Raw genomic sequence first — 26316 nt, forward strand, 5'->3', positions numbered from 1 at the left:
TCACAAAGTGCCCATGCCTGGATGCATTGTCGGTGCCCGGCGAACCGCCGGAAGCGGAATGGATCGGAATGGATCGGAATGGATCGGAAGTGGGCTCTAGGCGAAACATCATCCGAAGCGAGGGTAATTATCATGAAGGTCGGAATACTTGCCGGTGGTCTGGGAACGCGTTTGGCCGAGGAGACGGAGATCCGTCCGAAGCCGATGGTGGAGATCGGCGGCCGCCCGATCCTGTGGCACATCATGATGCACTACTATAGCTACGGGCATCGTGATTTCGCGGTCGCCCTGGGCTACAAGGGCGACTACATCAAGCGCTGGTTCAAGGACTTCGGGATCTTGTCCGGCGACATGCGTATCGAAACCGCAACCGGACAGGTGACCACGTCGAATGACCGGGATCGCCCCGATTGGACGGTCAACCTCTTCGAAACAGGCCTGAAGACGATGACCGGCGGTCGTATCAAGCGATTGCAGTCCTACTTCGGCAACGAAACCTTTATGTTGACCTGGGGCGACGGCGTCTCCGATGTTGATTTGGATGCGCTGCTGCGGTTTCACCGCGCCCACGGGAAGCTCGCCACCGTGACGGCCGTCAGGCCGCCCGCGCGTTACGGCAATCTCGAGTTCGACGGCGATGCCGTGACCAGCTTTACCGAGAAGTCGCAGATCCACGAGGGCTGGATCAACGGGGCCTTTTTTGTGCTGGAGCCCGGTGTGATGGATTACATCGAGGGCGACGAGGTCATGTTCGAGCATGCACCTATGGAGCGGCTCGCGGCCGACGGGCAGCTCATGGCCTATCGTCACGAGTCGTTCTGGCAGTGCATGGATACCTTGCGCGAGAAGCATCTCCTGGAGGAGTTGTGGCAGCACGGCAATCCACCTTGGAAGAGTTGGTCCTGATCATCTGTTCCGCCTAGACGCGAGTGGTTTGCATCCGGACGGAGTAGGCGACACGCTGACGTGCCGCTTACCGAAACGTCGCCGCGCCAGGGCGGGTCGCTGTCCCGTTGCGATCCCGGCGAAACGCGTTGGTGAAATGTCTATCCTGGCGCGTAGTTTGCGTCTTCGTGCCGAAACGAATGTAAGTGGTGCGCGACTTTCGCGCCGTCCTCTTTTGTGCCCCGAGACCTTGGAGCGAGACGATGAGAGTTTTGGTGACCGGACATTTGGGTTACATAGGGACAATTCTGGTCCCGATGTTGCTGAAACGCGGGCATGATGTCGTGGGACTCGACGCGGATTGGTTCGAGGACTGTACCTTTACCGGCGAGCTGGCCGACGTCCAAAACATCCGCAAAGATGTCCGAGATGTCGAAGCGGCGGACCTTCGCGGCTTCGATGCCGTGATCCATCTTGCAGGATTGTCCAACGACCCGATGGGCGATTATCGACCGCAGCTCACCGAGGAGATCAACTACAAGGCATCCGTGAAGGTCGCGAGGCTTGCCAAGGATGCGGGTGTGGCACGCTTCCTGTTTGCGTCCTCATGCAGCAACTACGGGGCCTCCGGCGATAATTTTCTGACCGAGGATGCGGCCTTCAATCCGGTCACGCCTTACGGCGTGTCCAAGGTGCGCGTCGAGGAAGCCTTGCATGAACTCGCGGACGACACCTTCTCGCCGACCTATCTCAGGGCATCGACCGCCTACGGCCTCTCGCCTCGGATCCGCTTCGATCTGGTCACCAACAATCTGACCGCTTGGGCCTTCACGACCGGAAGCGTCTATCTGAAGAGTGACGGCTCACCGTGGCGTCCGATCGTCCATGTCGAAGATATCGCTCTGTCTTATATCGCCGCCCTTCAGGCGCCCCGCGACCTGATCCACGATCACGCCTTCAACGTGGGCACGACCACCGAGAATTATCAGATTCGCGAGATCGCCGAGATCGTCCACGACGTCGTACCGAACTGCGAAATCGGTTTCGCCCCGGATGCCGGGCCGGATTTGCGCTGTTATCGGGTCGACTGCAACCACATTGCCCGAACACTGCATGAGTTCAAGCCGCAGTGGACGGCGCGGCGCGGCGTCGATGAGCTCTATCAAGCCTATAAGCAGGTCGGTTTGGCATTGGATGATTTCGAAGGCGAGCGCTTCAAGCGCATCGCGCATATCCAGAAGCTGGTTGCCGAAGGTCGACTCGACGCGGATTTGCGCTCGAACGCCTAAGAACGATCTATTCATCATCAGGAAGGGGAGCTGATTGATATGCCAAGCCAAGCGTGCTGCAGGGCCTGCGGGAGTCGCGGGCTGCAGTCATTTCTCAACCTCGGGGTTACGCCGCTCGCGGATCGACTGCTTACCGAGGCCCAGTTGTCCCAGCATGAGCCAACCTATCCGCTCGAGGTTGCGTTTTGCCCGAGCTGCACCTTGGTTCAGATCCTGGAGACGGTGCCTCCGGAAGAGCTGTTTTGCGACGATTACCCCTACTTCTCCTCGTTTTCGCCCGCGCTCCTGCGTCATTCTAAAGAGAACGTCGACGACATCATCGCGCGAAGGGGGCTTGATAGCTCCTCCTTCGTGATCGAGCTCGCGAGCAACGACGGCTATCTGCTGAAAAACTATGTCGAGCAAGGCATCCCGGTTCTCGGGATCGACCCGGCTGACGGTCCGGCCAAGGCCGCCGAGAAGATCGGTGTTCCTACTTTGAACACCTTCTTTACGCTCGAGCTGGCGGAGCAACTCAAGAGCGAGGGTCGACAGGCCGACGTTGTTCACGGCAACAACGTACTGGCGCATGTCGCGGATACCAATGGATTCGTCGAGGGTGTCGCGCGTCTTCTCAAGGATGACGGTGTTGCCGTGATCGAGGTGCCCTACGTCAAGGATCTCATCGATCATTGCGAGTTCGACACCATATACCATGAGCATCTTTGCTATTTCTCGGCGACTGCTCTCGATCATCTGTTCCGCAGTCACGGTCTCTACCTGAACGACGTCAAGCGACTGCAGATCCATGGTGGGTCGTTGCGTTTGTTCGTGGAAAAACGAGAAGACGTCGGCCCCGCAGTGCGAGCCCTTTTGGAGACCGAGCGGCTCGAAAAGGTCGATCAACTCGACTATTACCGGGATTTCTCCAAGCGCGTAGAGCACGTCAAGGATGCCTTGTCCCGATTGCTGCGCGACCTCAAGGACCAAGGCCATCGCATTGCGGCCTACGGGGCTGCCGCGAAGGGAAGCACCCTGATCAATTATGTCGGCATCGGCTCGGATCTAGTGGATTTCGTCGTCGATCGAAACATCCATAAGCAAGGTCGATACATGCCCGGACAACATCTGCCGATCTACGCCCCCGAGCGTTTGTTGGAGACCATGCCCGACGATGTGTTGATCCTGCCGTGGAATTTCGCCGACGAGATCCTGGAGCAGCAGGCCGCGTACCGCGAGCGCGGCGGTCGGTTCATCGTTCCGATTCCCGAGCCTAAGGTGCTGTAGCCTATGAAACAGACACACCGATGCCCGAGCTGTAATGTCGGGGAGATGGAGATCTTCTACGAGGTCGACGCCGTTCCATCGAACAGCTGTATCTTGCTCGGCTCCCGAGAAGAGGCGACCGAGTATCCGCGCGGGGATATCCGACTCGGATTTTGTCCCGAATGCGGCTTTATCTCCAATGTCGCGTTCGATCCGAAACTGACGGAGTATTCCGGTCGCTACGAGGAGACGCAAGGGTTCTCCGGAACCTTCAACGCCTTCCATCGCGCTTTGGCGGAACGGCTCATCGAGAAGTACGATCTGCGGGGCAAGGAAGTGCTTGAGATCGGGTGCGGCAAAGGCGAGTTCATCGCGTTGCTGAGCCAACTCGGGGGTAATCGCGGGATTGGATTCGACCCGGGGTATCGGGAGGACCGAGAGATCCTGATCCAGGAGGGGCAGGTGACCTTCATCAAGGATTTCTACTCGGAAAAGTACGCCGAGCATCAGGCTGATTTCGTCTGCTGCAAGATGACCCTCGAGCACATCCCACGGACCCATGACTTTATGGCGACCGTGCGGCGAGCGATCGGAGACAAGTCCGATACGATCGTGTTTTTCCAGATCCCGGAGGTCATCCGGATCCTGCGCGATTGTGCGTTCGAAGACATCTACTACGAACATTGCTCCTACTTTAGCCCCGGGTCTCTGGCCCGCCTCTTCAGGCAGAACGGGTTCGACGTGCTCGATGTCGATACCGAGTATGGGGATCAATACCTGACGATAGAAGCGCGACCCGCGACCGGGGACGTCACCGCGCCTTTGCCGCGCGAGGATGATCTGGACCTTCTCAAGGATTATGTCGCGTCGTTTCCGCAGCGCTGCGATGCGAAGCTGCAGATGTGGCGAGATCGCTTCGCGGAATGGCGCGCTAAGGGGTTGAAAACGGTGCTCTGGGGGTCAGGCTCCAAGGGTGTTTCCTTCTTGAGATCGATCGATACCGCCGGGCAAATCGAGTACGTGGTCGACATCAATCCCTACCGGCAGGGCTACTTCATGTCCGGCACCGGACAGGAGATTGTCGCGCCGGCGTTTCTTCGGAATTACCGACCGGATGTCGTAGTGATCATGAACGAGATCTATCAGGACGAGATTACCCGCGACCTGAACGCGCTCGGGCTCGCACCGCATGTCGTCGCCGTATAGGGTCCAGACGCCCTGTTCAGCCCGAGAGGTCATTGAATGAACGAGCGTGCTCAAGCAGAAGCCGCCTTGACGGAGTGTCCGGTTTGCGGTTCGTCGGCTCTGACGGGCTGTCTTCGCATCGAGGCGATGCCGACCTACTGCAACGTGCTCTGGTCGAGCGCCGGCGAGGCGCGTGAGGCCTCGCGCGGGGACATCGATCTCGCATTTTGCCGGGATTGCGGGCACGTTTTCAATCGTGTCTTCGATCCGGGCTTGATGGACTATTCGGAAGGTTACGAGAACTCGCTCCATTTCTCGCCGAAGTTCAATGCGTATGCGACGGCGTTGGCGAATCGTCTCGTCGAACGATACGACATCCGCGGAAAGGATGTCATCGAGCTCGGCTGCGGCAAGGGGGATTTTCTGGCGATGATCTGCGCTGCCGGCGACAATCGCGGCACGGGCTTCGACAAGAGCTTCGAATCGGGGCGAGAAGGCGCCGCGGCGCATCCGGGTCTCACCTTCGTGCAGGACTATTATTCGAAGGCCTACGCCGATCGGCCGGCGGATCTCGTCGTCTGCAGGCATGTCCTCGAGCACATTCAATATCCGAAGGCGTTTCTCGACGCATTGCGCGAGACCCTGGATACACGCCCCGATACGCTTGTGTATTTCGAGGTTCCGAATGCACTCTTCACGCTTCGGGATCTCGGGATTTGGGATCTCATCTACGAGCACTGCTCTTATTTCACACCGGGTTCTTTGGGTCGGGTGTTTGCGGACAGCGGGTTTCGGGTCGTGGAGCAGAACGATGCCTTCGAAGGACAGTTCCTCTCGATCGAAGCCTTGCCGGCGCGATCGGGGGAGAGCGGGCTTCTTCCGGAGCCCGAGGAGCTGGCCGCCGTAACCCTGGATGTCGATGCGTTCGCCGAGAGTTATCGGGCGAAGGTTGTCGAATGGCAGTCGCGGCTTCGGCTGGCGAAAGATGCAGGCAAGAAAACGGTGGTTTGGGGCGCCGGTTCGAAGGGTGTGACCTTCCTGAATATCGTGCGGGAGTCTGCGGCCATTGACTATATTGTCGACCTCAATCCTCATAAGCACGGAAAGTACGTTCCCGGAACGGGCCAGCAGGTCGTGTCTGCGGATTTTCTCGTGAGCTATCGACCTGATCAGATCATCGTGATGAACGAGGTCTATCTCGACGAGATCAAGAACCTCTTGAGTGAATCGGGCGTTGAGTCGGACGTTCGCGCAGTCTGAAGGGCGAGGATGGCGCACTGACATGATGAATCGGGCGCAAAACCTAATCGAGAGATGGGCGCATGACTCAGGCCAAGGCTGACTTTCTCGTCATCGGTGGAGGTATCATCGGAGTCACCTTGGCCTTGGAGGCCAAGCGGCGTTTTCCCGATGCGGCTGTTGCCCTCATCGAGAAGGAAGACGCGTTCGGCGAGCATGCCAGCGGTCGAAACAGCGGCGTCCTTCACGCCGGCTTCTACTACGGTGCGGATAGCCTTAAGGCGCGCTTCACGCGGGAAGGGAATCGGCGACTGACCGAATATTGTCTCGAGCGGGATCTGCCGATCAATCGCTGCGGGAAGCTGGTGGTGACGAAAGGCCCGGACGAGCTTGCGTCTCTCGACGAGCTGTTGCGGCGCGGCCGGATCAATGGCGTCGATGTTCAGGAGGTTTCGTCTGAGGATGCCCGCGAGATCGAGCCGCGCGCAAAGACCTGCGAACGCGCCCTCTATTCGCCATCGACCGCATCGGTCGATCCGCGACGTGTACTCGATGCATTGCTCGACGATGCGCGAACGTGCGGCATTGGTCTTTTCCCCTCGACGGCCTACCTTGGCCCCCGTGATGGCGGCGTTCGGACCTCGCGCGGCGACTGGTCGGTCGGATACATCATCAATGCCGCAGGACTCTATGCGGATCGCGTCGCCAAGGATTTCGGGTTCGCGCAAACCTATGCCATCATTCCGTTCAAAGGGCTGTATCTCTACAGTGACGAGCCCGTCGGCGCACTAAAGACCAACATTTATCCGGTTCCCGACCTGCGCAACCCTTTCCTGGGTGTTCATTTCACCTTGACGGCGTCCGGGAAGATGAAGATCGGCCCGACGGCGATTCCCGCCTTTTGGCGAGAACACTATCACGGACTCAAGAACTTTAATCTTCGTGAGCTGGGGGAGGTTCTGCTGCAAGAGGCAGGCTTGCTCCTCCGCGACGACTTCGGGTTTCGGGGCCTGGCGGTCGAGGAATTGTCCAAATACTTCAAACGACGCATGGTGCGTCTTGCCGGCGAAATGGCGAGCGGGGTCGAGCCCAAGCACTACCGCACGTGGGGTGCACCGGGGATCCGTGCTCAACTCTTCGATACGCGCGAACGAAAGCTCGAGATGGATTTCCGCTTCGAGGGCGATGATCGTTCGTTTCACGTCCTGAATGCCGTATCGCCTGCCTTTACTTGCTCGATGCCCTTTGCGGAATATCTGTTCGACCAAATCGTCGCGATGACGGGCGCGTCTGCTTCAAGATTGCGATGATCTCCTCAGCCGCTTCGGCCGCCCCGGTGGGCGCTCGCGGGGGTGCCTGCGGCTTGATCAGAAGATCGGTTACCGCATCGACGAGTGTGCCCCGTCTTAGATCGGTTGGATTCAAGCGTGCACAGACACCATAGCGCCGAAGCCACCCGATGATATCGTCCGCTTCCGGCCAGTTCGCGCGCTCGACGTACAGCACGGGGATGCCATGGCACATGGCTTCGACGAAACTGCCGTAGCCTGGTTTGGCGATCAGCAGATCGCTGCTGGCCAAGGCGTCGATGAAGGGAATCCCCAGATCCTCGAAAGCGACCGTCTGCGGGTGGCGCGACTCCCAAGACGCAGGGACGATCAGGCGTAAACCTTCAAGCGCCGGCCAGTCCTCGATTGGAGGCCGAAAATCCATCCCGCCGAGCGAGACCATTACCAGTCGCTCGCCCGACCCTAGCCCGATCTGCCTCTCGACGACGGATCGGCAATTTCGACCGACCTGTGCGATCGGTCCGATCGCCTTCGTGTTGCCGAGATGGGGCATCGCCATGCTCGGCTCGGGTCGGAGGAAACAAACGGCGCTCTCGTAGGCGGTCTGCATTTCTTCCAGGATCCGCGCGGCCGGTTCGCCACGCGAGGCGAAGTAGTGTGCAAATATTCCGGCCCAATCGAGCGAGCACATGGCGACGGCGGGAATCTCGGCTAGGCGCGCGGCGGCCAGCGGGAGATAGGGTACGTTCACGAGCACCAGATCCGGGCGGAGTTGCTCCAAGCGTCGGGCTTCGGCTCGAACCTTTTCCGTCCAGGTTTCATGGAATGCCCGGTACGCGATCCAACTGCCGGGGATATCCACTTCAAGCGCATTCGATTGGCGCATACCGACATCGTTCTCGTTGTGGATCAAGGTGTGGTTCAGGTGGAAACGCTCGGCGATTTTGAATGCCGGCGCAGCGGTCAGAATCGTGAGCTTCACGTCCGGGAGGCGCGGGGCGAGCGCATCGACAACGGGGGCCGTTTGACCGATGTGACCGAACCCGTGGGCCGACAAATAGATTGCGAGATGATATGCCAACTGAAGACTCCTGAATGATCTGTGGGTTAGCGCGGTGTCCGCCTGTCGGATGAGAGGTGCGTTCGAACCCCGGATAGGCGTGATCGCTTGACGGCCGGTATCAGGATCCGGAACATGAACCTCGCGAAAGGGTCGGCATGCCCTGAAAATGGACTTGATGGCGTAGAGGGGACCTTGGATCAAGCCCTAAAAAAGGTGTGCCTTTTCCGTGCTGGCCAGTATTCGAGGGTTTTGAGCATCGAAGCTGGATGGACGGAAATGTAGATGTCCTGAATAGCCAGCGGCCTGTTGCTGGCGGGACCTGCCCTTGAGCTGCGCTCGTTGGACGACGAGAAACCTGTTCCGTGCTTTCGCCTCGGTCGAGGCGAATTCGACGCCCCACTATTTCGAGCAACCATCCAGCCCTCTTGGAGATCCTCAAATCATGTTGAAACGTACTCGACACCGACGGTTTGCCGTCCCGGTCGTTCTGCTCTTGCTGCTCGCACTCGTTGGCCTTCCGGCGGCGTATGCACAAACGACCGACAGCGACGGCGACGGAATTCCGGATGCGGACGACAACTGCGTCTACACTCCCAACCCGGGCCAGGCAGATTCAAACGGAAACGGTTTCGGCGACGCCTGTGATCAGCCCTCGAGCGCCTATTGGCCACTCGGCGACGGCAGCGGCACAACGGCGTCGGATCAGGCCGACACCAATGCACTGACTCTCAGAGGCGGTGCCGCATGGGCAGCTCCGCAGGGCGATTTCGCCGGTGCACTGCAACTTTCCGGATCCGGTGCGTTCGCCGATCGGGCGAACAACGTACTGAGCAGCGGCATTCCGGCACGGAGCTCAAGTGGCCCCCAGCAGTTTACCCTGATGGCTTGGATTCGACCCGATAACCTATCCGTTCGCAACCCGATCCTGTCCAAGCAGGGTACCTCGGTTTCCGGCAATCGCCGAGGGTTCATGTTGAGCGCAGGGACCGATGAAGGGACCAAAAAGCTTTACTTCGAAGTCTTCAGGGGTGACGGCAGCGGTGAGGGTACCGCGGTCGAATCCAACGTACAGCTGGTTGCGGGTCAGTGGCAGCATGTTGCCGTCACGTATGATTACGTGGGGAACGGTACGTCCAAGATCGTGCTTTACATCGACGGCGAGGTGGTCGGCGGTACGACCTCGGCGGTCGGACCCGTTCAGGGCAATCCACAGCCGTTGGATCTCGGCCGTTATTTCTGGAACCGGACTTATCAACGGTATTTCGGCGGTCTGATCAACGAGGCTCGGATTCTTCCGGTTGTGCTCGATGCTGTCGGGATCAGGAACTTCAAGGCGGGCCCGTCCATCGGCGACGGAGGTGGCAACACCGGAAATGTGCCGCCGATCGCTTCCTTCACCGCGAGTCCAACCAGCGGAGCAGCGCCTCTGACGGTGAATCTCGACGCGACGGCTTCGCGCGATCCCGACGGCCAGATTACGGGCCGCAGATGGGATTTCGGCGACGGTAGTCCGTTTGAGTGGGGCCGTACCAAGAGCCATGTCTACAGCGACGTCGGAACCTATGTGGTAACGCTTCGGATTACGGATGATGACGGCGCGTTCACCGATACGACCCAAACGATCGTGGTCGGTTCCGGGGGTTCGGTCAATCAGCCTCCCACCGCATCCTTTACGGCGAATCCGACGAGCGGCTCCGCACCTCTGGCTGTGAGCTTCAACTCTTCGGCGTCGTCGGACGTCGACGGGACGATCGTGAGTCGGTCATGGTCCTTCGGGGATGGCGGTACAAGCACCGCAGTCTCGCCCAGCTATTCCTACACGACGACGGGCAATTACACGGCGACCCTGACGGTGACCGACGACGACGGAGCGAAAGCGACCGCATCCAAGGTCATCACTGTCGGATCGACGCCTCCTCCCGGAGGCGTTGGTAAGGAGATCAAAGTCTTTGACTGGAATTGGCCGGTCATCGAGGCCGACAGAGGTTTTCCGAAGGTCGAGGCGGTCGCGAAGCCCAGCAGTCGGATCTTCGAGATGCTCGCCGGCTCCAACGGCGACTGGACATCGCCGGTCGACTACGCGAATGGCACCCTGCATATGCGGGTACAGGTCAAGAGCCAACCCGTTTCACAACCCATGCAGATTCAGTTCTGCGTATGGCAGTGGGAAACTCCGACCTCCGGATGGTCGACTTCCCGGGAGACCTGTACGCCGACAGCGAATGTTCAGGGTGTGGCCGGAAATCAGGTCACCTGGTCTGCTACGATTCCGAATATGTGGAAGAAAGACGGGAAGCCGATTGTGTGGAAGAATCCACGGACACGTTACGGTATCGCGATCAAGAACAAGAACGGAGTGCCGGTGACCGATTACAACGGATTCGTGTTGTGGGCAGGCGAGGATCCGAAGAAGTGGTATCCGCTCGATGCGCGCTTCACCGTAGTTGCGGTTCCGAAGGGTGCGACCTTTAGTGGGTGGTCGAACTACTGACGGCTACGCCTAAGGCAGCCGGTGCACGCCCACCTTGAGAAATTCTCGGGGTGGGCGTTTTTGTTTATCCAGGCTCGGCTTGAGCGCGCAGCTTCGTGCTAAGCGGGACGTGATCTTGACGGGAGATGACTTGCGATGGCCTTGCGCCACTCCTTCTTGATTCGATGCCGATTTCGGTATGACCAGGCAATGAGGATGCGGTACAGCTTCAGATGCTTCCTCAAAGACAAGGGCGTCGCGCTGATCATCCACCGATACTCGGCCAGCCGTCGGCTAAAGTTGAGCGGCACGCCGGTCTGTGCGTTTCTCGCGTCGAACCAACGTGCATAGGCATCCGGGTCTTCTTTGGCATCCGGATTGGTGATGCCGTAGACGTACATGGATTGGCCCTGGTGGCGACGGGACATGAATAGGTATTCGGGAATCTCGGCGAATCGACCGAGCATCGCAAGATGAGAGAGAAGGACGCCGTCGCCGTGCTTATAGCTGCCGATGAGCCGGGTCTTTCGCAGCTCATCGAGTCGGATCAGGCCGAAGACCTCGTAACAGGGATGTCCCGACAGGGTCTCCTTGAAGCGAACGACCGGGTCCGGGTCCGCGGTGCGAAACGGGCTGATATAGTCCTCGAGCGGCTCTCCGGCGGCATCGATAAAACGGACGCGCGGGCAGGCTAAGACACACGTTGCGTCTCGCTCCAGCGTCTCGACACACCTTGATAAGAAGGTCGGCGCCATCAGGTCGTCATGCGCGAGCCACTTGAAATATTGCCCGCGGGCATCGCCGACGATCGCATTGAAATTCGGAGCAGCTCCGACATTGGTCTCGCTGCGTAGATAGCGGATCCGAGTGTCTTTTTCGCAGGCTTCGCGGCAGATCGCTGCGGTTCCATCCGTCGATGCATTGTCGCGAATGATCAATTCAAAATCGGCATAGTCCTGTCCCAGGACCGATTCGATCGCTTGGGGCAAGAAGTTCTCGCCGTTGAAGACCGGCAGGCCGATGGTGATGTTTGGTTTTTCCATAACCGATACCGAGGTAGCCTTTTGGAGAAGGCAATATGACAAGGTGTGACTTCCCGTGGCGGGGGAATCGATTTAAATCTCTTGAAACGCAATGACGCCGTCCGAGGCAAAGTATCTCGGACAGCGTCGATATCAAGTGTGCCGGCGAGGATCGAATGTGCGCTCGAGTCGCTCGCCAATGGCTAGGAAATGGTTATTTTGGGGAACGCAGCTTGCGCATCCCGAATCCGCCGAGGAGTCCGCCTAGAAGCAGCAGGCCCCAAGTCGAGGCGGTCGGGATTGCTGACGCGGGCGGTGGCGGCGGATCAAGCTCGTAGGTCACGATGACCAAGCCCCCCGCGCCAATCCCCGGAGCTACGCCCGCCCCACGACCCTTGCCGCCACCGCCGCCTCCGGGGGCGGCGCCTGCGGTCCCGGCAACTCCGTCTGTACCGCCGTTCCCGCCATCACCTTCGCCATCGCCGCCGGCTCCACCTGCGCTTCCCGCCAAGCCGTCATTGCCGGGCGCACTGGTGAATGCCGAGCCGCCGCCGCCTCCGCCCGTAAAGGTGCCGTCTGGACCGTTGCCACTTCCACCCGCAAAGATGTCATCGCCCACACAGGCGTCGCCGGAACCTGCTGCGCAGCCGCCGAGGGAGCCTGGAGGCACCGTGACCTGCCCTCCTCCAGCACAGGCGGGGGCCGTTGTGCCGATGCATCCGTCCGGCGCAGTGCCGCCGAACGATGAAGCTCCGCCCCGTGTATTAGCCGCTCCACCCGTGCCGACGACTACATCGAAATTCGTACCGGCCGAGACAGCAAAGTCGTTGATCGCGACGAAGCCGCCACCGCCACCCCCGGCATTTGCACCGGCCGTTCCGATAGCGCGGCCCCCCGCGCCTCCGCCCCACACCTGAACGCTCACTTTGGATACCCCGGCAGGGACAGAGAAGGAGCCCGATGCGGTAAACTCCTCCGTCGCGGCCATCAAAAGCCCTGGCGTGAGAATGAAAGCAGCAACTAGGCCTCGAGACGTCAATAGCGGTGTGGCGCGCGGCATGATGGAATCCTCCGATGATCTTAAACGGATCTTCATTCAGGTTTGGATCGGGCTTTTCTTTGGATGTTGGCGCCGGTCAGGAGTCGAGCAGTTCCAGTTCGGCCTGCTTCGCCGATCTTGTTTGTTTGAATCCTGCCACTGTTGCACCTATCGCAAGATTAGTTTGTTCGGGGCGCGATGTCCAGACGGAGTGCGGTGCGCCGAGGGTGAAATCGAGCGGCTCACCGGCTCGTTCGCCGCAACCTTCCCTGTCCGTTGGCCCTGGATTTCGCCCATATATCGATGAGGTCAAGCCTGCGACATCCCGCGGATATCTTCGGCAGATCCGGCCGCGATGGCTCGAGTCGTCGGCATACTTTATCGCGGCCTCCGTGTGTCTGGAAGTGAGCAGGGTTGCGGTTAGAACCGATGCTGTGCCAGACGCGCAACAAACCGGTTCTTCTGCACAGTCAGCCCGGGCAGTGTTTCCCGGATCAAAGTGCGTCGCCGGCTCAATTCATTCCGGGGTCAGGATTCCGTACCTCGAGCTCGATCCGGCGGTTCACCCCGGGGCCGATAATCCGTTCCTGCTCTGGGTCGATCTTCGGCTCACTCTTGCCGCGGCCCTCGGAGCTCACCCGCTCCGAGGGGATTCCTCTGCGGACGAGAAACCGCGAGACCGTTGCCGCGCGCTGAGCGGAGAGTGCCTGATTGATAGAGTCGGTGCCGGAGCTGTCGGTATGGCCGATCACGTTGATCATAGCCGTCTCGGTCTCTTCAAGAACCTCTGCGATTGCGGTCAGCACCTCGCGTGCTCTTGTGTCTAAGGACGTGCTTCCGTCGAGGAATTGGACTGACTCGCCCAGATCGACCTTGATGAAATCTCGGTCAACGGCGCTGATCTCCACAGGGAGGGCGCGGAATCGATGCTCCAAATCGGCTAGCGCCGCGGATCGAAGCGGCTCGGACGCGCTGCCGTTACGCGCTTGTGTGCCTTCCGTCAGAGTACCGGGAGGCGCCGAAGAGCCCATCTCTATCCGGTCTGGAGCGCCTTGCCGCTCGTCGTCGGTTGCGGGAGACGGGTCTTGCGACAGCGGGGGCGGCGGCACGACTTCGGCAGTTCCTTCCGCCGTTGGAGTCGTCGGCGTCATCATGTCCCGCTCCCCCGCAGGGGAGGGCAGGCTGCGCTCGGAAGGTGCTTCGGGCTGTTGGGCCGGTGGAGCCGCCGTGGGTTCCGAATCCGGATCTGTCGGTGAGGTGGTGGATGGATCATCGGACGGTGGTGTCGCGGCGGGGACGGTCGCCGGTTGCGCCTCTCGGTCGACCTGATCGAGTAGGGCGGAGCGGAAGCGTTCGCTGATGCTCGATGTACCTAGCCAGACCATTGCCGCACCGACGGCGATCAGAATCAAGAACGCGATCAAGAGGCCGCCCGGTTGAAACGGCGTGCGTCTTTTGCGAACGCTGCTTGATGCCTCTTCAGCCAATCTCTCCGCGGCCTGGATCGACGCCGAATGGGTGGTCTTCATGGTACCTAACGCATGTCGTGCGTCAGGGTGTGCGGCGCTTCGCGGAAGAGGTGGAACGATGTCGGTGGACGCTCTCGCCGGCGAGGGGGCATCTTCCGCTTGCAAGGCACGGGCGACCGATGGGGGGACGTCTTCGTGCTCGCGAGCCAGGTCACGGACGAGGCTGCTTGATGTTGCCGGGGGCGAAGGGGCGCGCGAATCATCGATCTCCGGGACCAGAGGTGCGACGATTTCCATGGCATCGAAAGGCGTCAGGCCGTCGTCGCCGATCTCCGCCTCCGATGCCAAGCGCTCCCTTTGGGCTTGACGACCCAGCGTATCGCGTTCGATCGGTATGAGTAGATGGGGTGCATGAATATCGATCAGATCGTCGACGGCCTTCGCCGTCACGGTCTTTTCGGATGCGCCGTAGGCGTAGACGAGTGCGGTATCACAGAGCAGGTTGATAAGGCGCGGAATGCCTTTGCTGTAATGATGGATGGCATGACAGGCCCCGCGATCGAAGATCTTGTATTTGCCGCCTGCGATCAGGATACGGTGATAAATATAGTGCTCGGTTTCGGACGCATCGAGCCGTCCGAGATGGTACGACGCAGCAACGCGTTGAACGAATTGCTCCAGTTCCGCTCGTTGCAGGAGGTCGCGCAATTGGGGTTGGCCCAAGAGCATCAGCTGCAGTACGAGATCCTTGTCCGCGTTGATATTCGAAAGCAGTCTAAGCTCTTCGAGCTTGTCGAGTCCAAGATTCTGAGCTTCATCGACGATGAGCAGCACGCGCTTGCCGGCAGCGTATTGATCGATCAGGAAGTCGACGAATGCCTGATGAAGATCGCGCTTCGCGCTTGTCGCTGCCTGGATGTCGAATGCCTGGCAGATCCAGTCCATCAAGTCGCCGAGCGATTGATGCGTATGCGAGATCAAGCCGATCGTGACATCCCGATCAAGCCGATCCAGGAGGTAGCGCATCAAGGTGGTCTTGCCGGAGCCGATTTCTCCGGTGAGGATGATGAAGCCTGCTTGGTTGAGCAATCCGTACTCAAGCAGGGTCAGCGCTTCCTGGTGTTTTTGGCTCAAGTACAAGAAGCCGGGATCCGGAAGAAGGGAGAAGGGTTTCTCGCGAAGTTCAAAAAAGGCTTCGTACATCTTCAGGGTCCCCTGGAAACACGGCGTCCATTGGTCGGCGAAGGTCGAGCTGCTTCGCGCAGGCTATTTTAGCACTTGAGATGACCGTCCGGGGTTTGAGTGTACGGGCTCGGAAATCGCCGAGGTGTCTCGGTCCGGGGTGCATCGTAGAGGGTTTGCGGGCGCGCAGGGTATTCTCGGGTCTCGGCCGACGTGTCGAGGTCTGAACCGTCGTCCGGCTGCGACCATCGCTCCGGCCAAGGTGGCGGGCGACGCGGAGCGCCGGTAGAGGCGCGACATCGCCGGAGCGATGTCGCGAGCGCGCCGGTGGGCCGGTCTAATGACCATGACCCACCGTACGGTATTGGGCAGGGGCTTTACGGCCCGATAAGGATGTAACCGGCGGTTTCGGGGATATGGCCGGTTTCCGCGTCGAGCGACTGCTCCTCGACGACACGCAAGCTGGCCAGCTTATCGTTTTTCGTCTGCCAGCGAACTGTTGCGGGATCGCCCCCATTCGTTGTCTGCAGATGGGCAAGCAGCAGCGGTGCGTCCCGGAATGCGGTATTGAAGCGGATCTCATAGGGGCGGTGGGTGACCTCGGCGGCTGTTCGTCCAACCGCGTATTGCATGTGTTTGATCGTTCCCGTCGACACTTCCCAGGCGATGAAGTCGATCCGCTCGGCGACATGCTGCTGATCGCTGGCCTCCTGCTCGATCATTCCGACGCTGAAGCCGGATCGGCCGACGCTTTGGATTTCCGTTGTGACTGCCTCCGTGCCTTGATCACTCGTGACGGCCGCCATCACAACAGGCGCGGACGCGAACGTCTGGGAAAACCCGGCTTGGATCTGACGGTTCGTCGCCGTCGTTACCAACCTGCCGGCCTCGACTTGGGCCCCGTTCTCCAATTGATAGCGTCCGCGCTCCATCGCGATATAACCGACTGAATCGAATGTATGTCGGCCATCGAGATAGTCCCATTCCTGCAGACGTATCCAGAATCCGTGCGGCTCGATGCCTGCGATGCGAATCACGTGGGGATCCGAATCGGACTCGCTGGCGGTCGTGGCTACGACGATCGGGTCCGTGAACGCTGTTTGGAAGCTGACCCATTGCCAAGCGTCGTCCACAAGCAGCTCTCCGCTATCGATCGGAGGACCGTCGAGCGAGATGCGGATCTCTTTGGAAAAGGCACTGAACTGGGTTCGGCTGTGGTTGCGGGATCTCGCCGCGAGGTAATAGGTGATGCCGGGCTCGGCACTTTCGAATTCCAGTCTGTCGGTTGCGGCGCCTTCTTGGTCTGCATCCAGGACCCATTCATATCGACCGCTTGCGCGTCCGATATGGATCTCGTAGCCGGCAATCCGCGAGTCTCCCGTGACTGGCTCCCACGTCAGCGTCAGTGGTGAAGCCGGAGAGGTCGGGGCAAACGACAGCAGCGCGACCACGAGGGTCAGCCCGAGAATAAATGGTAGGGACGGAGGTGAGAAAACTTTTCGGACAAACGAAAGGGTTGGCGGACTACAGGCCATCGAAACTCTCCACAAAAAGGTCGCGCTTCCGTTTCGCGTTTTGGGCTTCAAGTTAGGTGTGCGAAAATCAAACAGGAAGGCGCGGCCCGTGCGGCGAGCCACGATCGGCGAATCTGTTTACTCCGAAGTGGAAACGCAAGGATCTCAGGATTTCTTCGATGCGTTTCGGGCGTGATCCCGATGCGTCCAACAGGTGATCGCACTCGGTTGTTCGCGGGAATGCGATCGAACGATTGCCTAAGGCGGCCCTGAGATAAGCGGAGCCTACGCGCTACAATTTAGGATGTCGGGTTATTTATAGGTGAAAACCCTATGATACATGCGGAGCCGCGGCGATGGAACCTTTTTGGCCGTCTCCGGTGAGGTTCGGGCGTCGTTCCGTGGTTGCGGTCGAGACGATTCCGGGTTGGGTGTGCTTGAATGAGGTTGACGCGGATGTCGGTGAATCGAGCTGAATACGTGAGTTGGATGTTGGGTTTCGGTCTGGCGTTGGTGATGGAGTTGCCGGCTGCGGATCCGGCCGAGCCCGTCGCCAGGCCGGTCGAGCCTTTGAGCGTCTCTGAAAATGTTGATGTCGTTACCGGCGTGGACTCCGATCGAACTGCCTCCAAGGCGTCTTCGGATTCACTGCCGATACCCCCTCGAACCGTTCCGCCGTCGTCGCGGCAGGTCAAAGCGACGATTGATCGTTTTGCCGATGAGTATCGGCTCGACCTTGATCTTGTACACGCATTGATTGGTGCCGAGTCGGCCTACGACGCGCATGCGGTTTCGCGCGCCGGCGCGGTGGGGTTGATGCAGGTGATGCCTGCGACGGGCGCAGATTATGGCGTGACGTCGGGCGATGCGCTTTTCGATCCGGAAACCAATCTGCATACCGGAATGCGACACCTCAAGCGGCTCCTCGAGAAGTACGACTCCATAGGGCAGGCCGTCATGGCATACAACGCGGGTGAAGGCGCGCTGGAGCGCAGCGGCGGATTCGTTTCCTATCCCGAGACGCAGCGCTATACCCATGCCGTTCTGGTGTCTTATCTCCGTAAAAAGGGCGTTGAGCCCTATTCGGCGCACGCGCGGCAGGTCCTCGGGATGGATGTGACCCCGGCAATGGCTCGAGCCACGGGGGCGGGCGGAAAGAGCGGTCAGGCTGCGGCGAGCTCGGAAACTGCGTCGACCGCCGAGGCGCCCGGGCGTCTACCGGCGACGCGCTTGCAGTCTCGGCTGGCGCCCGGCTTGTCGCATGCATCCGAGGCGGAGGTCTCTGCTCCCTTGTCTCGCCCGATCTCTCACGGCGTCTTGGACCGGAATCTGTCGCGCTTTTCGGTCGGCGGGAGATGACGACCGGCCGACGAGCTGGCGAGCTGGTGGCCGGGGAAAAAAGCATGCGGGCTGAGTATAATCCTCGGCTGCCCGATCATCTTTAGCGCGACGAGAACCCGGATATGCCCTCTGCTCAGCGTTTGTTGTTTCCCTTGACCTTTCCCCTGCGTCTGATCCCAAGTGTTCTGCACAGCCAAACGCTGGCGACTGCGTTGAATCAGGTCATGAAGGAGTCGCTCGCGGAAGGCGAGCTGGATTTTCTGGACGGTCGTCGGGTCGGTATCGAGATCGACGATATCGGGGTGCGGTATTGTCTGGGTGTGAGCGGCGGGCATATCCGTGGATACGGGAAGGATCTGCCGCCGGACGCGAGCGTTGCCGGCGGTTTACGCGAGTTTATGCTGTTGGCCGCGCGACGCGAGGATGCGGATACGCTGTTTTTTCAGCGCCGCTTGCGGATGTCCGGGGATACCGAGTTGGGGCTCTATCTGAAGAATTTCTTGGACGCGTTCGAGCCGCCGGCGCGCTGGGCGCCGCTCACGCGGGCGCTCGATCGCATGGCGGGGCTACGCTTTCCGGGGCGTTGATTGTCGCTGCCGGGTGTCGGATGGGCTGCGCTCATTCGACACCCGGTGCATCCAAGTGGACCGAAAAGGCTAAAGGCGTCGCTCCATCGGGCTGTTGGCGATACCGGCCTGGCCCGTCCAATACCCGTCGCACAGGCCCGATGGGGTCCAGTCGCGCAGCTTGGACATCCCGGTCGCGAGATCCATGTCGCCGGTCAAACAGGCGGCGAAGACATCGATGATGCCTGCGGTGTTTTGCGACTGCGGGCTAATGCGCAAAAGATCGACGCCCATGCGCGTGACCTCCTGAAGCGAGGGCAGCAGGTTATGGGTGCCGGCCGATTGGGTCTGAATTCCGTTGAGTGCGAGGAAGGGCTCACCGTCCTGGGTCGCGACCAGCAGGCCATCCGGGTAGTCGGCGCAGCAGAACCGGCAGTCGTCTTTGGGCAGATCGCGGTTGTAGGCGGTGAAGCAGCGCGCCGAATAGGCGAGCGGCAGGCGCCCGAACGCAAACAGCTCGCATTCCACGCCGTCCGCCCGTGCGGCCAGTAGGTCGGCGGCGGTCTCGCGCCCGAGCTCCACCGGCAGGACCCAGCGTTTCAGCCCGCGGGCGACGAGGAAGGCCAAGGTGCGTTGGTTGTAGAGGTTGATCGAGTGACCGGCCACGAAGGGGCGCCCTTCGAGAAAATCAAGCGCGCCGAGGTCGTTGGCCTCGACGAGAAAGCGCTCGTCGGCACAGATGCGTTTGAGTGTCTTTAGCTCGCCGTCGGACTCGATCAGGGCCAGTGTCGAGATCACCGCCTGCTTGCCCGCCGCGGCGACCCGCTCGGCCAGCTCCCAGTAATCCTCCGGGCGCAGCAGGCGCCGCTTCGAGCAGACGGTCTCTCCGAGATAGATGACGTCGACAGGGGTCTCGAGCATCTCGGCATAAAAGTCGAGGACCTGCTCGCGCGGCCAGTGATAGAGGATCGGGCCGAGTGAGAGGCGCGGGCGTGGCGATTGGCTCTGCGTGGAATCCATTGTCATCGTCGTTCCGGATCAAGACTCATCGAAGATGATGGCGATTTGCGGGAAAGGGTCGACCGGCGTGTAGGGGCGAATAAATTCGCCCCTAACAGGTTGTGCGCGCAGGACGGCCGATGTGGGCTCGGTCTAATGCCAGGGCCGGTGATAGGGGCCGATGGTCGTCTGCGCGCCTTCCGAGACCTGGGCAAGGGTTTGATGCCAACTCTCCTTCGCGCGAAACGCCTGCGGATTGCGTTTGCAGGCGTCGATTGCCTCACGCCACACCCCGGTGACCTGCGAGACATAGCGGGTGCTGCGTTGACGCCCTTCGAGCTTGATGGCGCTCACGCCGGCTGCGAGGATGCCCGGCAGGATGTCGAGCGTGTTCAGGCTGGTCGGCTCCTCGATGGCGTGACGGATCTCGCCTTCGACGCTAAAGCGTCCCTTGCAGAGCGTTGGATAACCCGCCGGCTCGCCGTGTCCGCGCCGCTCGATCAGGACGCCGCCGAGCCGGGTTTCCTGACCCTGCGGGGTATCGCGCCACTCCACGTGCGCGGCCGGCGAGCAGGCACCGTAGGTGTTGGGCGACTGACCGCTGGCATAGGAGGACAGCAGGCAGCGGCCCTCCACCATGACGCAGAGGCTGCCGAAGCCGAAGATCTCGACCGGGACCTCGACGTTCTCGATGAGGTTCGCGACCTGGGCCAGCGAGAGCACGCGCGGCACCACGACGCGACGGATCCCGAAATGGCGATGCATGAAGCCGATCGCGGCCGGATTGGTCGCCGAGCCTTGCACCGAGAGATGCAGATTGAGGTTCGGATGACGCTCGGCGGCATAGTCGAGCACGCCCATATCCGCCAGGATCAGGGCATCGACAGCCAGATCCGCGGCCCGGTCGACCGCGGCCGTCCAGCGCGACCAGCCGCTCGGCTGGGCATAGGTGTTGACGGCGACGAAGACCTTGACCTTGCGGTCGCGGGCGTACTTCAGACCCTCGCGGATCTGTTTTTCGCCGAAGTTCAGGCCGGCGAAGTGGCGGGCATTGGTGTCGTCGCGAAAACCGATATAAACGGCGTCGGCGCCGTTGTCGACGGCGGCCTTGAGCGACGGCAGATTGCCGGCAGGACAGACGAGCTCCATACAGGGTGGTCTCCGAGGGTCAGGCTGTGCTTGCAAGTTTTGGATGGGAAGCGGGCGCGGCATGATCGCCTTGGTGCGAGCCGCGTCGGTAAAGCTCCGCCTCGATGGCGTTCAGCACCGCCCATTTGCGGTTGCACCACGCGGGCGCGAGCAGGATGTCGCGCGAGGCGGTACCGGTGAGGCGATGGAAGGTCACCTCGGGCGGCGTGCGCTCGACCATGTCGGCGCAGATGTTCACGTAGTCCTCGAGCGCGAGCGGTGTGTAGTCGCCGCGTCGCCAGTCGATCGCCAAGCGGGTTCGGCGCACGACATGCAGCGGATGCACCTTCAATCCCTCGACGCCGAGCTCAAGCACCCGCTCCAGACTCGTCAAGGCCGCGTCGCGCCCCTCGCCCGGGAGACCGACGATCAGGTGTGCGCAGACCGGGATCCCGCGACGGCGTGCGGCCGCCACGGCGGTTCGGAAATCCGCGAAGTCGTGCCCGCGATTGACCCGTTCGAGCGTGCGGTCGTCCGCCGACTGAAGGCCCAGCTCAAGCCAGATCTCCTTGCCGCGGGCGCGATAGCGGGCGAGCAGGTCCAACACGGCCTCCGGGACGCAGTCCGGGCGTGTGCCGACCGAGAGCCCGATGACGTCCGAATGGACGAGTGCGGCGTCGTAGCGCTCGCGCAGCGTCTCGACCGGGTCGTAGGTGTTGGTGTAGGCCTGAAAGTAGGCCATGAACCGCCGCGCCCCGGTGCGTTTGGCGATGACCGCGCGCCCCGCATCAAGCTGCTCCGCGATCGGCGCCGGCGCCTTCGCGTTGGGGCTGAAGGAGACGTTGTTGCAGAAGGTGCAGCCGCCGATCCCCTTTTGGCCGTCGCGATTGGGGCAGGTGAATCCCGCGTTCAGCGCGAGCTTGTGCACACGCTGACCATAGCGGCTCAGCAGGTACTGACCGAAGGTGTTGACGCGAGCGCTGAGCGTGCGGTGCTGGGTCGGGGGGGCAGACATCCGCGCAAACCTAACCGGGATCGACCTAAGGTCGTTTGACCCAAGTCAACGGAAGGCCAATCGGCGTTTCCGAAGGCGATTTCCAGTAAAGGAACAACCGCCTGTAGGTGCGAATTGATTCGCACAGCCCGGGCGGTGTTGTCGCGGAGCGCCAGACCGGCATTTGTGCGAATAAATTCGCACCTACAGCCGCGGGCAGCCTCGTCAACCGCATGGCCATGAACAGTGGCCTTTGCTGTACCATTTTGTGCAGTGCAAGAAACAACCGCTGATGACACGATTCCTATGACCGCCGCCGCCCAGCAACGGATCCGCGAGATCCCTTACAACTACACCTCCTTCTCCGACCGGGAGATCGTGATTCGTTTCCTCGGCGAGCCGCTGTGGCGGTTGATCGAGGAGCTGCGCGGCAGCCGGCGCACCGGACGTTCGGCGCGGATGCTCTTCGAGGTGCTCGGGGACATGTGGGTGGTGACGCGCAACCCCTACCTGCAGGACGATCTGATCGACAACCCGGAGCGTCGTGGTCTGCTGCTTCAGGCGCTGACGCATCGGCTCGATCAGTTCGAGCTGCGGCTCAACGACAATCGGCAGGCCGGGGAGCTTTTGGCTGCGGCGCGGGCGGCGGTGCAGCGCTTTGCGGACTGGTTCGAGCAGGAGAAGGCCCAGCGTGCGTGTCTGCGCAAGGCGCTCGCCGGGATCACGCACAAGGACAACCTGGACTTCGGCGGTCTGGCGCGGGTCTCGCACGCGACGGATGCGACCGACTGGCGCGTCGAGATGCCTTTCGTCGTCATCTCGCCCGACACCGAGACCGAGGTCGCACCGATCGTGCGGGCCTGTATCGACGCCGGTCTGACGCTGATTCCGCGCGGCGGCGGCACGGGTTATACGGGCTCGGCGGTACCGCTTCAGGCGATGACGGCCGTCATCAACACCGAGAAGCTCGAAGACCTCTCGGGCGTGGAGCGTATCGCGCTGCCCGGTGTCGAGGGAGCGGTGCCGACGGTGCGTTGCGGTGCCGGGGTCGTTACGCGCCGGGTGTCGGACCTGGCCGATCGGTCGGGCCTCGCTTTCGCGGTTGATCCGACCTCGCAGGACGCCTCCTGCATCGGCGGCAATGTCGCCATGAACGCGGGCGGCAAGAAGGCGGTGCTCTGGGGCACGGCGCTGGACAATCTGGCCTCTTGGCGGATGGTGACGCCCGATGCCGATTGGCTGGAGGTCGAGCGTCTGGATCACAACCGCGGCAAGATCCACGAGCAGCCGCTGGTGCGATTCCGCATCCGACGCTTCCTGCCCGACGGGATCACGCCGAAGGGCGAGCCCGAGATCCTGGAGATGCCGGGCTCCGCTTTGCGCAAGATCGGTCTCGGCAAGGACGTGACGGACAAGTTCCTCTCCGGTCTGCCCGGCGTTCAAAAGGAAGGTTGCGACGGGATCATCACCTCCGCGCGCTTCGTCCTGCATCGGATGCCGGATCATGTGCGGACCGTCTGCTTGGAGTTCTTCGGAACGGATCTGGATCTGGCCGTGCCGGCGATCGTCGAGATCAAGGACTATCTCGAAGCGCTGCCGGGCGTGCAGATGGCGGGGCTCGAGCATCTCGACGAGCGCTATGTCCGCGCGGTGGATTACACCACTAAGGCCGCACGGCGCGAGCTGCCCAAGATGGTGCTGATCGCCGATCTGGTGAGCGACGACGAGGCGCTGGTCGACACGGCCGCCGCGCAGGTGGTGACACTCGCCAAGGCGCGCGACGGGGAGGGTTTCATCGCCGTCAGCCCGGAGGCACGCAAGCGTTTCTGGCTCGATCGCGCCCGGACCGCCGCCATCTCGCGCCACACCAACGCCTTCAAGATCAACGAGGACGTGGTCATCCCGCTGGATCGCCTCGGCGACTATAGCCGCGGCATCGAGCGGATGAACATCGAGCAGTCGATCCGCAACAAGGACGCCATCATGGCGGCGGTGCTCGACTATCTCGTCGGGGATCTCGCCGAGGCGCGCGGGGAGGGCGAGTATCAGGACTCGGCCGAGGCCGTCGCCATCCTGAGCGCCAAACGCGATGCGGCACGCGAGGCCGTGCAAGCCGCGCGGCAGCGCTGGCAGATCATTCTCGGCGGTCTGGACGCGCCCGCCGTGGAGCATCTGGATCGACTGAGCGACACCGAGAAGGCCCGCATTCGCGAAGGCGATACCCTGCTGTCGATGATGCTCCGTCGCGACCTCTGCCAGTCCTATCGGAAGGAGGTCGCAGAGCGTCTGGAGGAGATCTTCGGGGGCAAGGATCTGGCCCAAGTGCGCGAGCGTCTGACCGAGATCCACGCGCAAGTCAGGGACTCGCGCCTCTTCGTGGCCCTACATATGCACGCGGGCGACGGCAACGTGCACACCAACATCCCGGTGCACTCATCGGACTACGCCATGCTCCAGGAGGCGGACCGCCTGGTCGCGCGCATTATGGCGCTGGCGACCGATCTGGGGGGGGTCATCTCGGGCGAGCACGGCATCGGCATCACCAAGCTGCAATTTCTCGAGCGCGAGAAGCTCGACGCCTTCGTCGCCTACAAGCAGCGCGTCGACCCGCACGGGCGCTTCAATCCGGGCAAGCTGATGCCGAGCTCCGGGTTGGAAGGCGCCTATACGCCGTCGCTGCGGTTGGTCCAGCAAGAGGCCATCATCCTCGAGGAGACCGAGCTCGGCGCACTCAACGACGACGTCAAACACTGTCTGCGTTGCGGCAAGTGCAAGCCCAAGTGCATGACGCACGTGCCGCGGGCCAATCTCAACTATTCGCCGCGCAACAAGATCCTGGGCACGGGGCTCATCATCGAAGCCTTCCTCTACGAGGAGCAGACCCGTCGCGGTCTCTCGCTGCGTCATTTCGAGGCGATGAACGACGTGGCGGATCACTGCACCATCTGCCACAAGTGTCTGAATCCCTGCCCGGTGAACATCGACTTCGGCGATGTCACCATGCGGATGCGGCGTATCCTGGTCGATCGCGGCCAAAAGCGGTTCAATGTCGGCTCTTGGGCGGCGATGCAATTCCTGAACGTCACGGACCCACGCGCCGTGCGATTGCTGCGCAAGGGGCTGGCTCAATGGGGCTTTGCCGGGATGAACCTCGGCCATCGCGTCGCCAAGGCGCTGGGGCTGACCGCGAAGCGAACCGCCAAGCCGGGTGCGACCAGTCATCGACCGGCGCTTACGAGCCAGGTGGTGGATCTGGTCAGTCGCCCGATCCGGGTCGAGCTGCCCAAGCGGACCTTTCGGCAGATCCTGGGTCTGGAGGACAAGACCCAGGTGCCGATCCTGCGCGACCCGCGCGTGGCTGCCGAGGACGCCGAGGCGGTCTTTTACTTCCCCGGCTGCGGTTCCGAGCGGCTTTTCTCCGATGTCGGGCTCGCGACGTTGGCGATGCTCTACGAGCAGGGCGCTCAGACCGTACTGCCGCCCGGTTATCTCTGCTGCGGCTACCCGCAGCGCTCGGCGGGGCTCGAAGAGCGTGGGCGTCAGATCACGATGGAGAACCGGGTGCTCTTCCATCGGGTTGCCAATACGCTGAATTACATGGATATCCGCACGGTCGTCGTCTCCTGCGGCACCTGCATGGATCAGCTGCTCAAGTACGAGTTCGAGCGCATCTTCCCCGGCTGCCGCCTACTCGACATCCATGAGTGGCTGATGGAGAAGGGCATGAGTCTGGACGGCGTCGAGGGGGTCCAATATCTCTATCACGACCCCTGCCACTCGCCCATGAAGACCCATGCGCCGCTCAAGGTCGCGGCGAGTCTGATCGGGCAACCGGTCATGCTCTCGGATCGCTGCTGCGGCGAGGCGGGTACGCTCGGAACCTCGCGGCCGGACATCGCCAACCAGGTGCGGTTTCGCAAGCAGGAGGAGTTGACCGCCGGGATCCGGGAACTCACCGGGCAGGACGTTGTTCGGGCGGGCGAGGTCAAGCTCTTGACCTCCTGCCCGGCCTGCCAGCAAGGTCTCGCCAAGTACACCGACGATACGGGCCTGAAGACCGACTATATCGTGGTCGAGATGGCCGGTCGCATGCTGGGCGAGGGCTGGCAGCAGCGGTTCTTGGATCGGGTGCAGGACGGGGGGATCGAGCGGGTCTTGTTGTAAGGCTGAACCGCGTCCTGTGCCTCCTTCATGGCCGCGGTTTTCGACCGGCGTCGAGGCTAAACTCGGACTCGGCGACACGCCGTTCAGGATGCCTTAAGCGGCAATTCAGAGACAAGGCGAACACCTTGATCAACGTGTAGGATGGGTAGAGCGTCAGCGAAACCCATCCTCCAGACCGCCGCGTTGCCGGGTTTCGCTCCGATGCGCTTGGCACGGGCTGGATGGGTTTCGCT

At 61.4% G+C, this 26316-nt stretch carries 18 protein-coding genes and 1 pseudogene; 10 read left to right on the top strand and 9 right to left on the bottom strand.

Going from position 1 to position 26316, the window contains the following annotated elements:
• Positions 1-132: 132 nt before the first annotated feature.
• From rfbF to BLV04_RS13530, 6 genes are all read left to right on the top strand, one after another.
• Complete coding sequence (rfbF, locus tag BLV04_RS13505; RefSeq protein WP_093032910.1) at positions 133-906, top strand: glucose-1-phosphate cytidylyltransferase; 774 nt, start codon at positions 133-135, stop codon at positions 904-906.
• Between the two features lie 242 nt (positions 907-1148).
• Positions 1149-2174, top strand: a complete 1026-nt coding sequence (locus BLV04_RS13510; RefSeq protein WP_093033149.1) for an NAD-dependent epimerase/dehydratase family protein — start codon at positions 1149-1151, stop codon at positions 2172-2174.
• Positions 2175-2213: 39 nt separating this feature from the next.
• Positions 2214-3440 carry a class I SAM-dependent methyltransferase gene (locus tag BLV04_RS13515; protein WP_093032912.1) on the top strand — a complete coding sequence of 409 codons (1227 nt, stop codon included), beginning with the start codon at positions 2214-2216 and terminating at the stop codon, positions 3438-3440.
• 3 nt (positions 3441-3443) lie between these two features.
• On the top strand, positions 3444-4625 hold the full coding sequence (locus BLV04_RS13520; protein ID WP_217633700.1) for a class I SAM-dependent methyltransferase: 1182 nt from the start codon (positions 3444-3446) through the stop codon (positions 4623-4625).
• Positions 4626-4661: 36 nt separating this feature from the next.
• On the top strand, positions 4662-5864 hold the full coding sequence (locus BLV04_RS13525; protein WP_093032918.1) for a class I SAM-dependent methyltransferase: 1203 nt from the start codon (positions 4662-4664) through the stop codon (positions 5862-5864).
• A 62-nt stretch (positions 5865-5926) separates the two neighbouring features.
• Entirely contained in the window at positions 5927-7153 is a 1227-nt protein-coding gene (locus BLV04_RS13530; protein WP_093032921.1) for an NAD(P)/FAD-dependent oxidoreductase, read from the top strand.
• On the opposite strand, the gene BLV04_RS13535 is transcribed toward BLV04_RS13530, so the two are convergent.
• Positions 7071-8213, bottom strand: coding sequence for a glycosyltransferase family protein (locus BLV04_RS13535; RefSeq protein WP_093032924.1), 1143 nt, complete (start codon positions 8211-8213; stop codon positions 7071-7073). The two genes, BLV04_RS13530 and BLV04_RS13535, sit on opposite strands and share 83 nt — an antisense overlap.
• A 475-nt stretch (positions 8214-8688) precedes the next feature.
• On the opposite strand from BLV04_RS13535, the gene BLV04_RS13540 reads away from it, so the two are divergent.
• Entirely contained in the window at positions 8689-10686 is a 1998-nt protein-coding gene (locus BLV04_RS13540; RefSeq protein WP_217633701.1) for a PKD domain-containing protein, read from the top strand.
• Positions 10687-10784: 98 nt separating this feature from the next.
• Here the strand turns inward: BLV04_RS13540 and BLV04_RS13545 are convergent, their stop codons facing one another.
• The 5 genes and pseudogenes from BLV04_RS13545 to BLV04_RS13560 form a co-directional block, all read right to left on the bottom strand.
• Positions 10785-11708: a glycosyltransferase family 2 protein gene (locus BLV04_RS13545; RefSeq protein WP_093032930.1), complete on the bottom strand. Its 924-nt coding sequence runs from the start codon at positions 11706-11708 to the stop codon at positions 10785-10787.
• Between the two features lie 193 nt (positions 11709-11901).
• Complete coding sequence (locus BLV04_RS26070) at positions 11902-12783, bottom strand: IPTL-CTERM sorting domain-containing protein (protein WP_371828642.1); 882 nt, start codon at positions 12781-12783, stop codon at positions 11902-11904.
• A gap of 455 nt (positions 12784-13238) precedes the next feature.
• Positions 13239-14903, bottom strand: a complete 1665-nt coding sequence (locus tag BLV04_RS13555; RefSeq protein ID WP_245731878.1) for an OmpA family protein — start codon at positions 14901-14903, stop codon at positions 13239-13241.
• A gap of 45 nt (positions 14904-14948) precedes the next feature.
• A pseudogene (locus BLV04_RS26075) lies at positions 14949-15398 on the bottom strand (ExeA family protein); the annotation flags it as partial.
• 356 nt (positions 15399-15754) lie between these two features.
• Entirely contained in the window at positions 15755-17014 is a 1260-nt protein-coding gene (locus BLV04_RS13560) for a hypothetical protein (protein WP_139191933.1), read from the bottom strand.
• A 366-nt stretch (positions 17015-17380) separates the two neighbouring features.
• Here BLV04_RS13560 and BLV04_RS13565 point away from each other — a divergent pair, with 366 nt between their 5' ends.
• Both BLV04_RS13565 and ubiT read left to right on the top strand, forming a co-directional pair.
• Positions 17381-18250 (top strand): lytic transglycosylase domain-containing protein, encoded by an 870-nt coding sequence (locus BLV04_RS13565; protein WP_245731885.1) that lies wholly within the window; start codon positions 17381-17383, stop codon positions 18248-18250.
• A 104-nt stretch (positions 18251-18354) separates the two neighbouring features.
• On the top strand, positions 18355-18819 hold the full coding sequence (ubiT, locus tag BLV04_RS13570) for a ubiquinone anaerobic biosynthesis accessory factor UbiT (RefSeq protein ID WP_093032942.1): 465 nt from the start codon (positions 18355-18357) through the stop codon (positions 18817-18819).
• A gap of 69 nt (positions 18820-18888) precedes the next feature.
• On the opposite strand, the gene ubiV is transcribed toward ubiT, so the two are convergent.
• The 3 genes from ubiV to mnmL form a co-directional block, all read right to left on the bottom strand.
• Positions 18889-19818: a ubiquinone anaerobic biosynthesis protein UbiV gene (gene ubiV, locus BLV04_RS13575; RefSeq protein WP_093032945.1), complete on the bottom strand. Its 930-nt coding sequence runs from the start codon at positions 19816-19818 to the stop codon at positions 18889-18891.
• Between the two features lie 132 nt (positions 19819-19950).
• Complete coding sequence (gene ubiU / locus BLV04_RS13580; RefSeq protein ID WP_093032948.1) at positions 19951-20946, bottom strand: ubiquinone anaerobic biosynthesis protein UbiU; 996 nt, start codon at positions 20944-20946, stop codon at positions 19951-19953.
• 19 nt (positions 20947-20965) lie between these two features.
• Complete coding sequence (gene mnmL / locus BLV04_RS13585; protein WP_093032951.1) at positions 20966-21940, bottom strand: tRNA modification radical SAM protein MnmL/YtqA; 975 nt, start codon at positions 21938-21940, stop codon at positions 20966-20968.
• Between the two features lie 285 nt (positions 21941-22225).
• Here mnmL and BLV04_RS13590 point away from each other — a divergent pair, with 285 nt between their 5' ends.
• The gene (locus tag BLV04_RS13590) at positions 22226-26083 is read left to right on the top strand and encodes a DUF3683 domain-containing protein (RefSeq protein ID WP_093032954.1); all 3858 of its coding nucleotides are present in this window, start codon (positions 22226-22228) and stop codon (positions 26081-26083) included.
• Positions 26084-26316 lie beyond the last annotated feature (233 nt).

Origin of the sequence: Thiocapsa roseopersicina, from assembly GCF_900106925.1 — a bacterium.
GTDB classification, from domain to species: Bacteria; Pseudomonadota; Gammaproteobacteria; order Chromatiales; family Chromatiaceae; genus Thiocapsa; species Thiocapsa roseopersicina.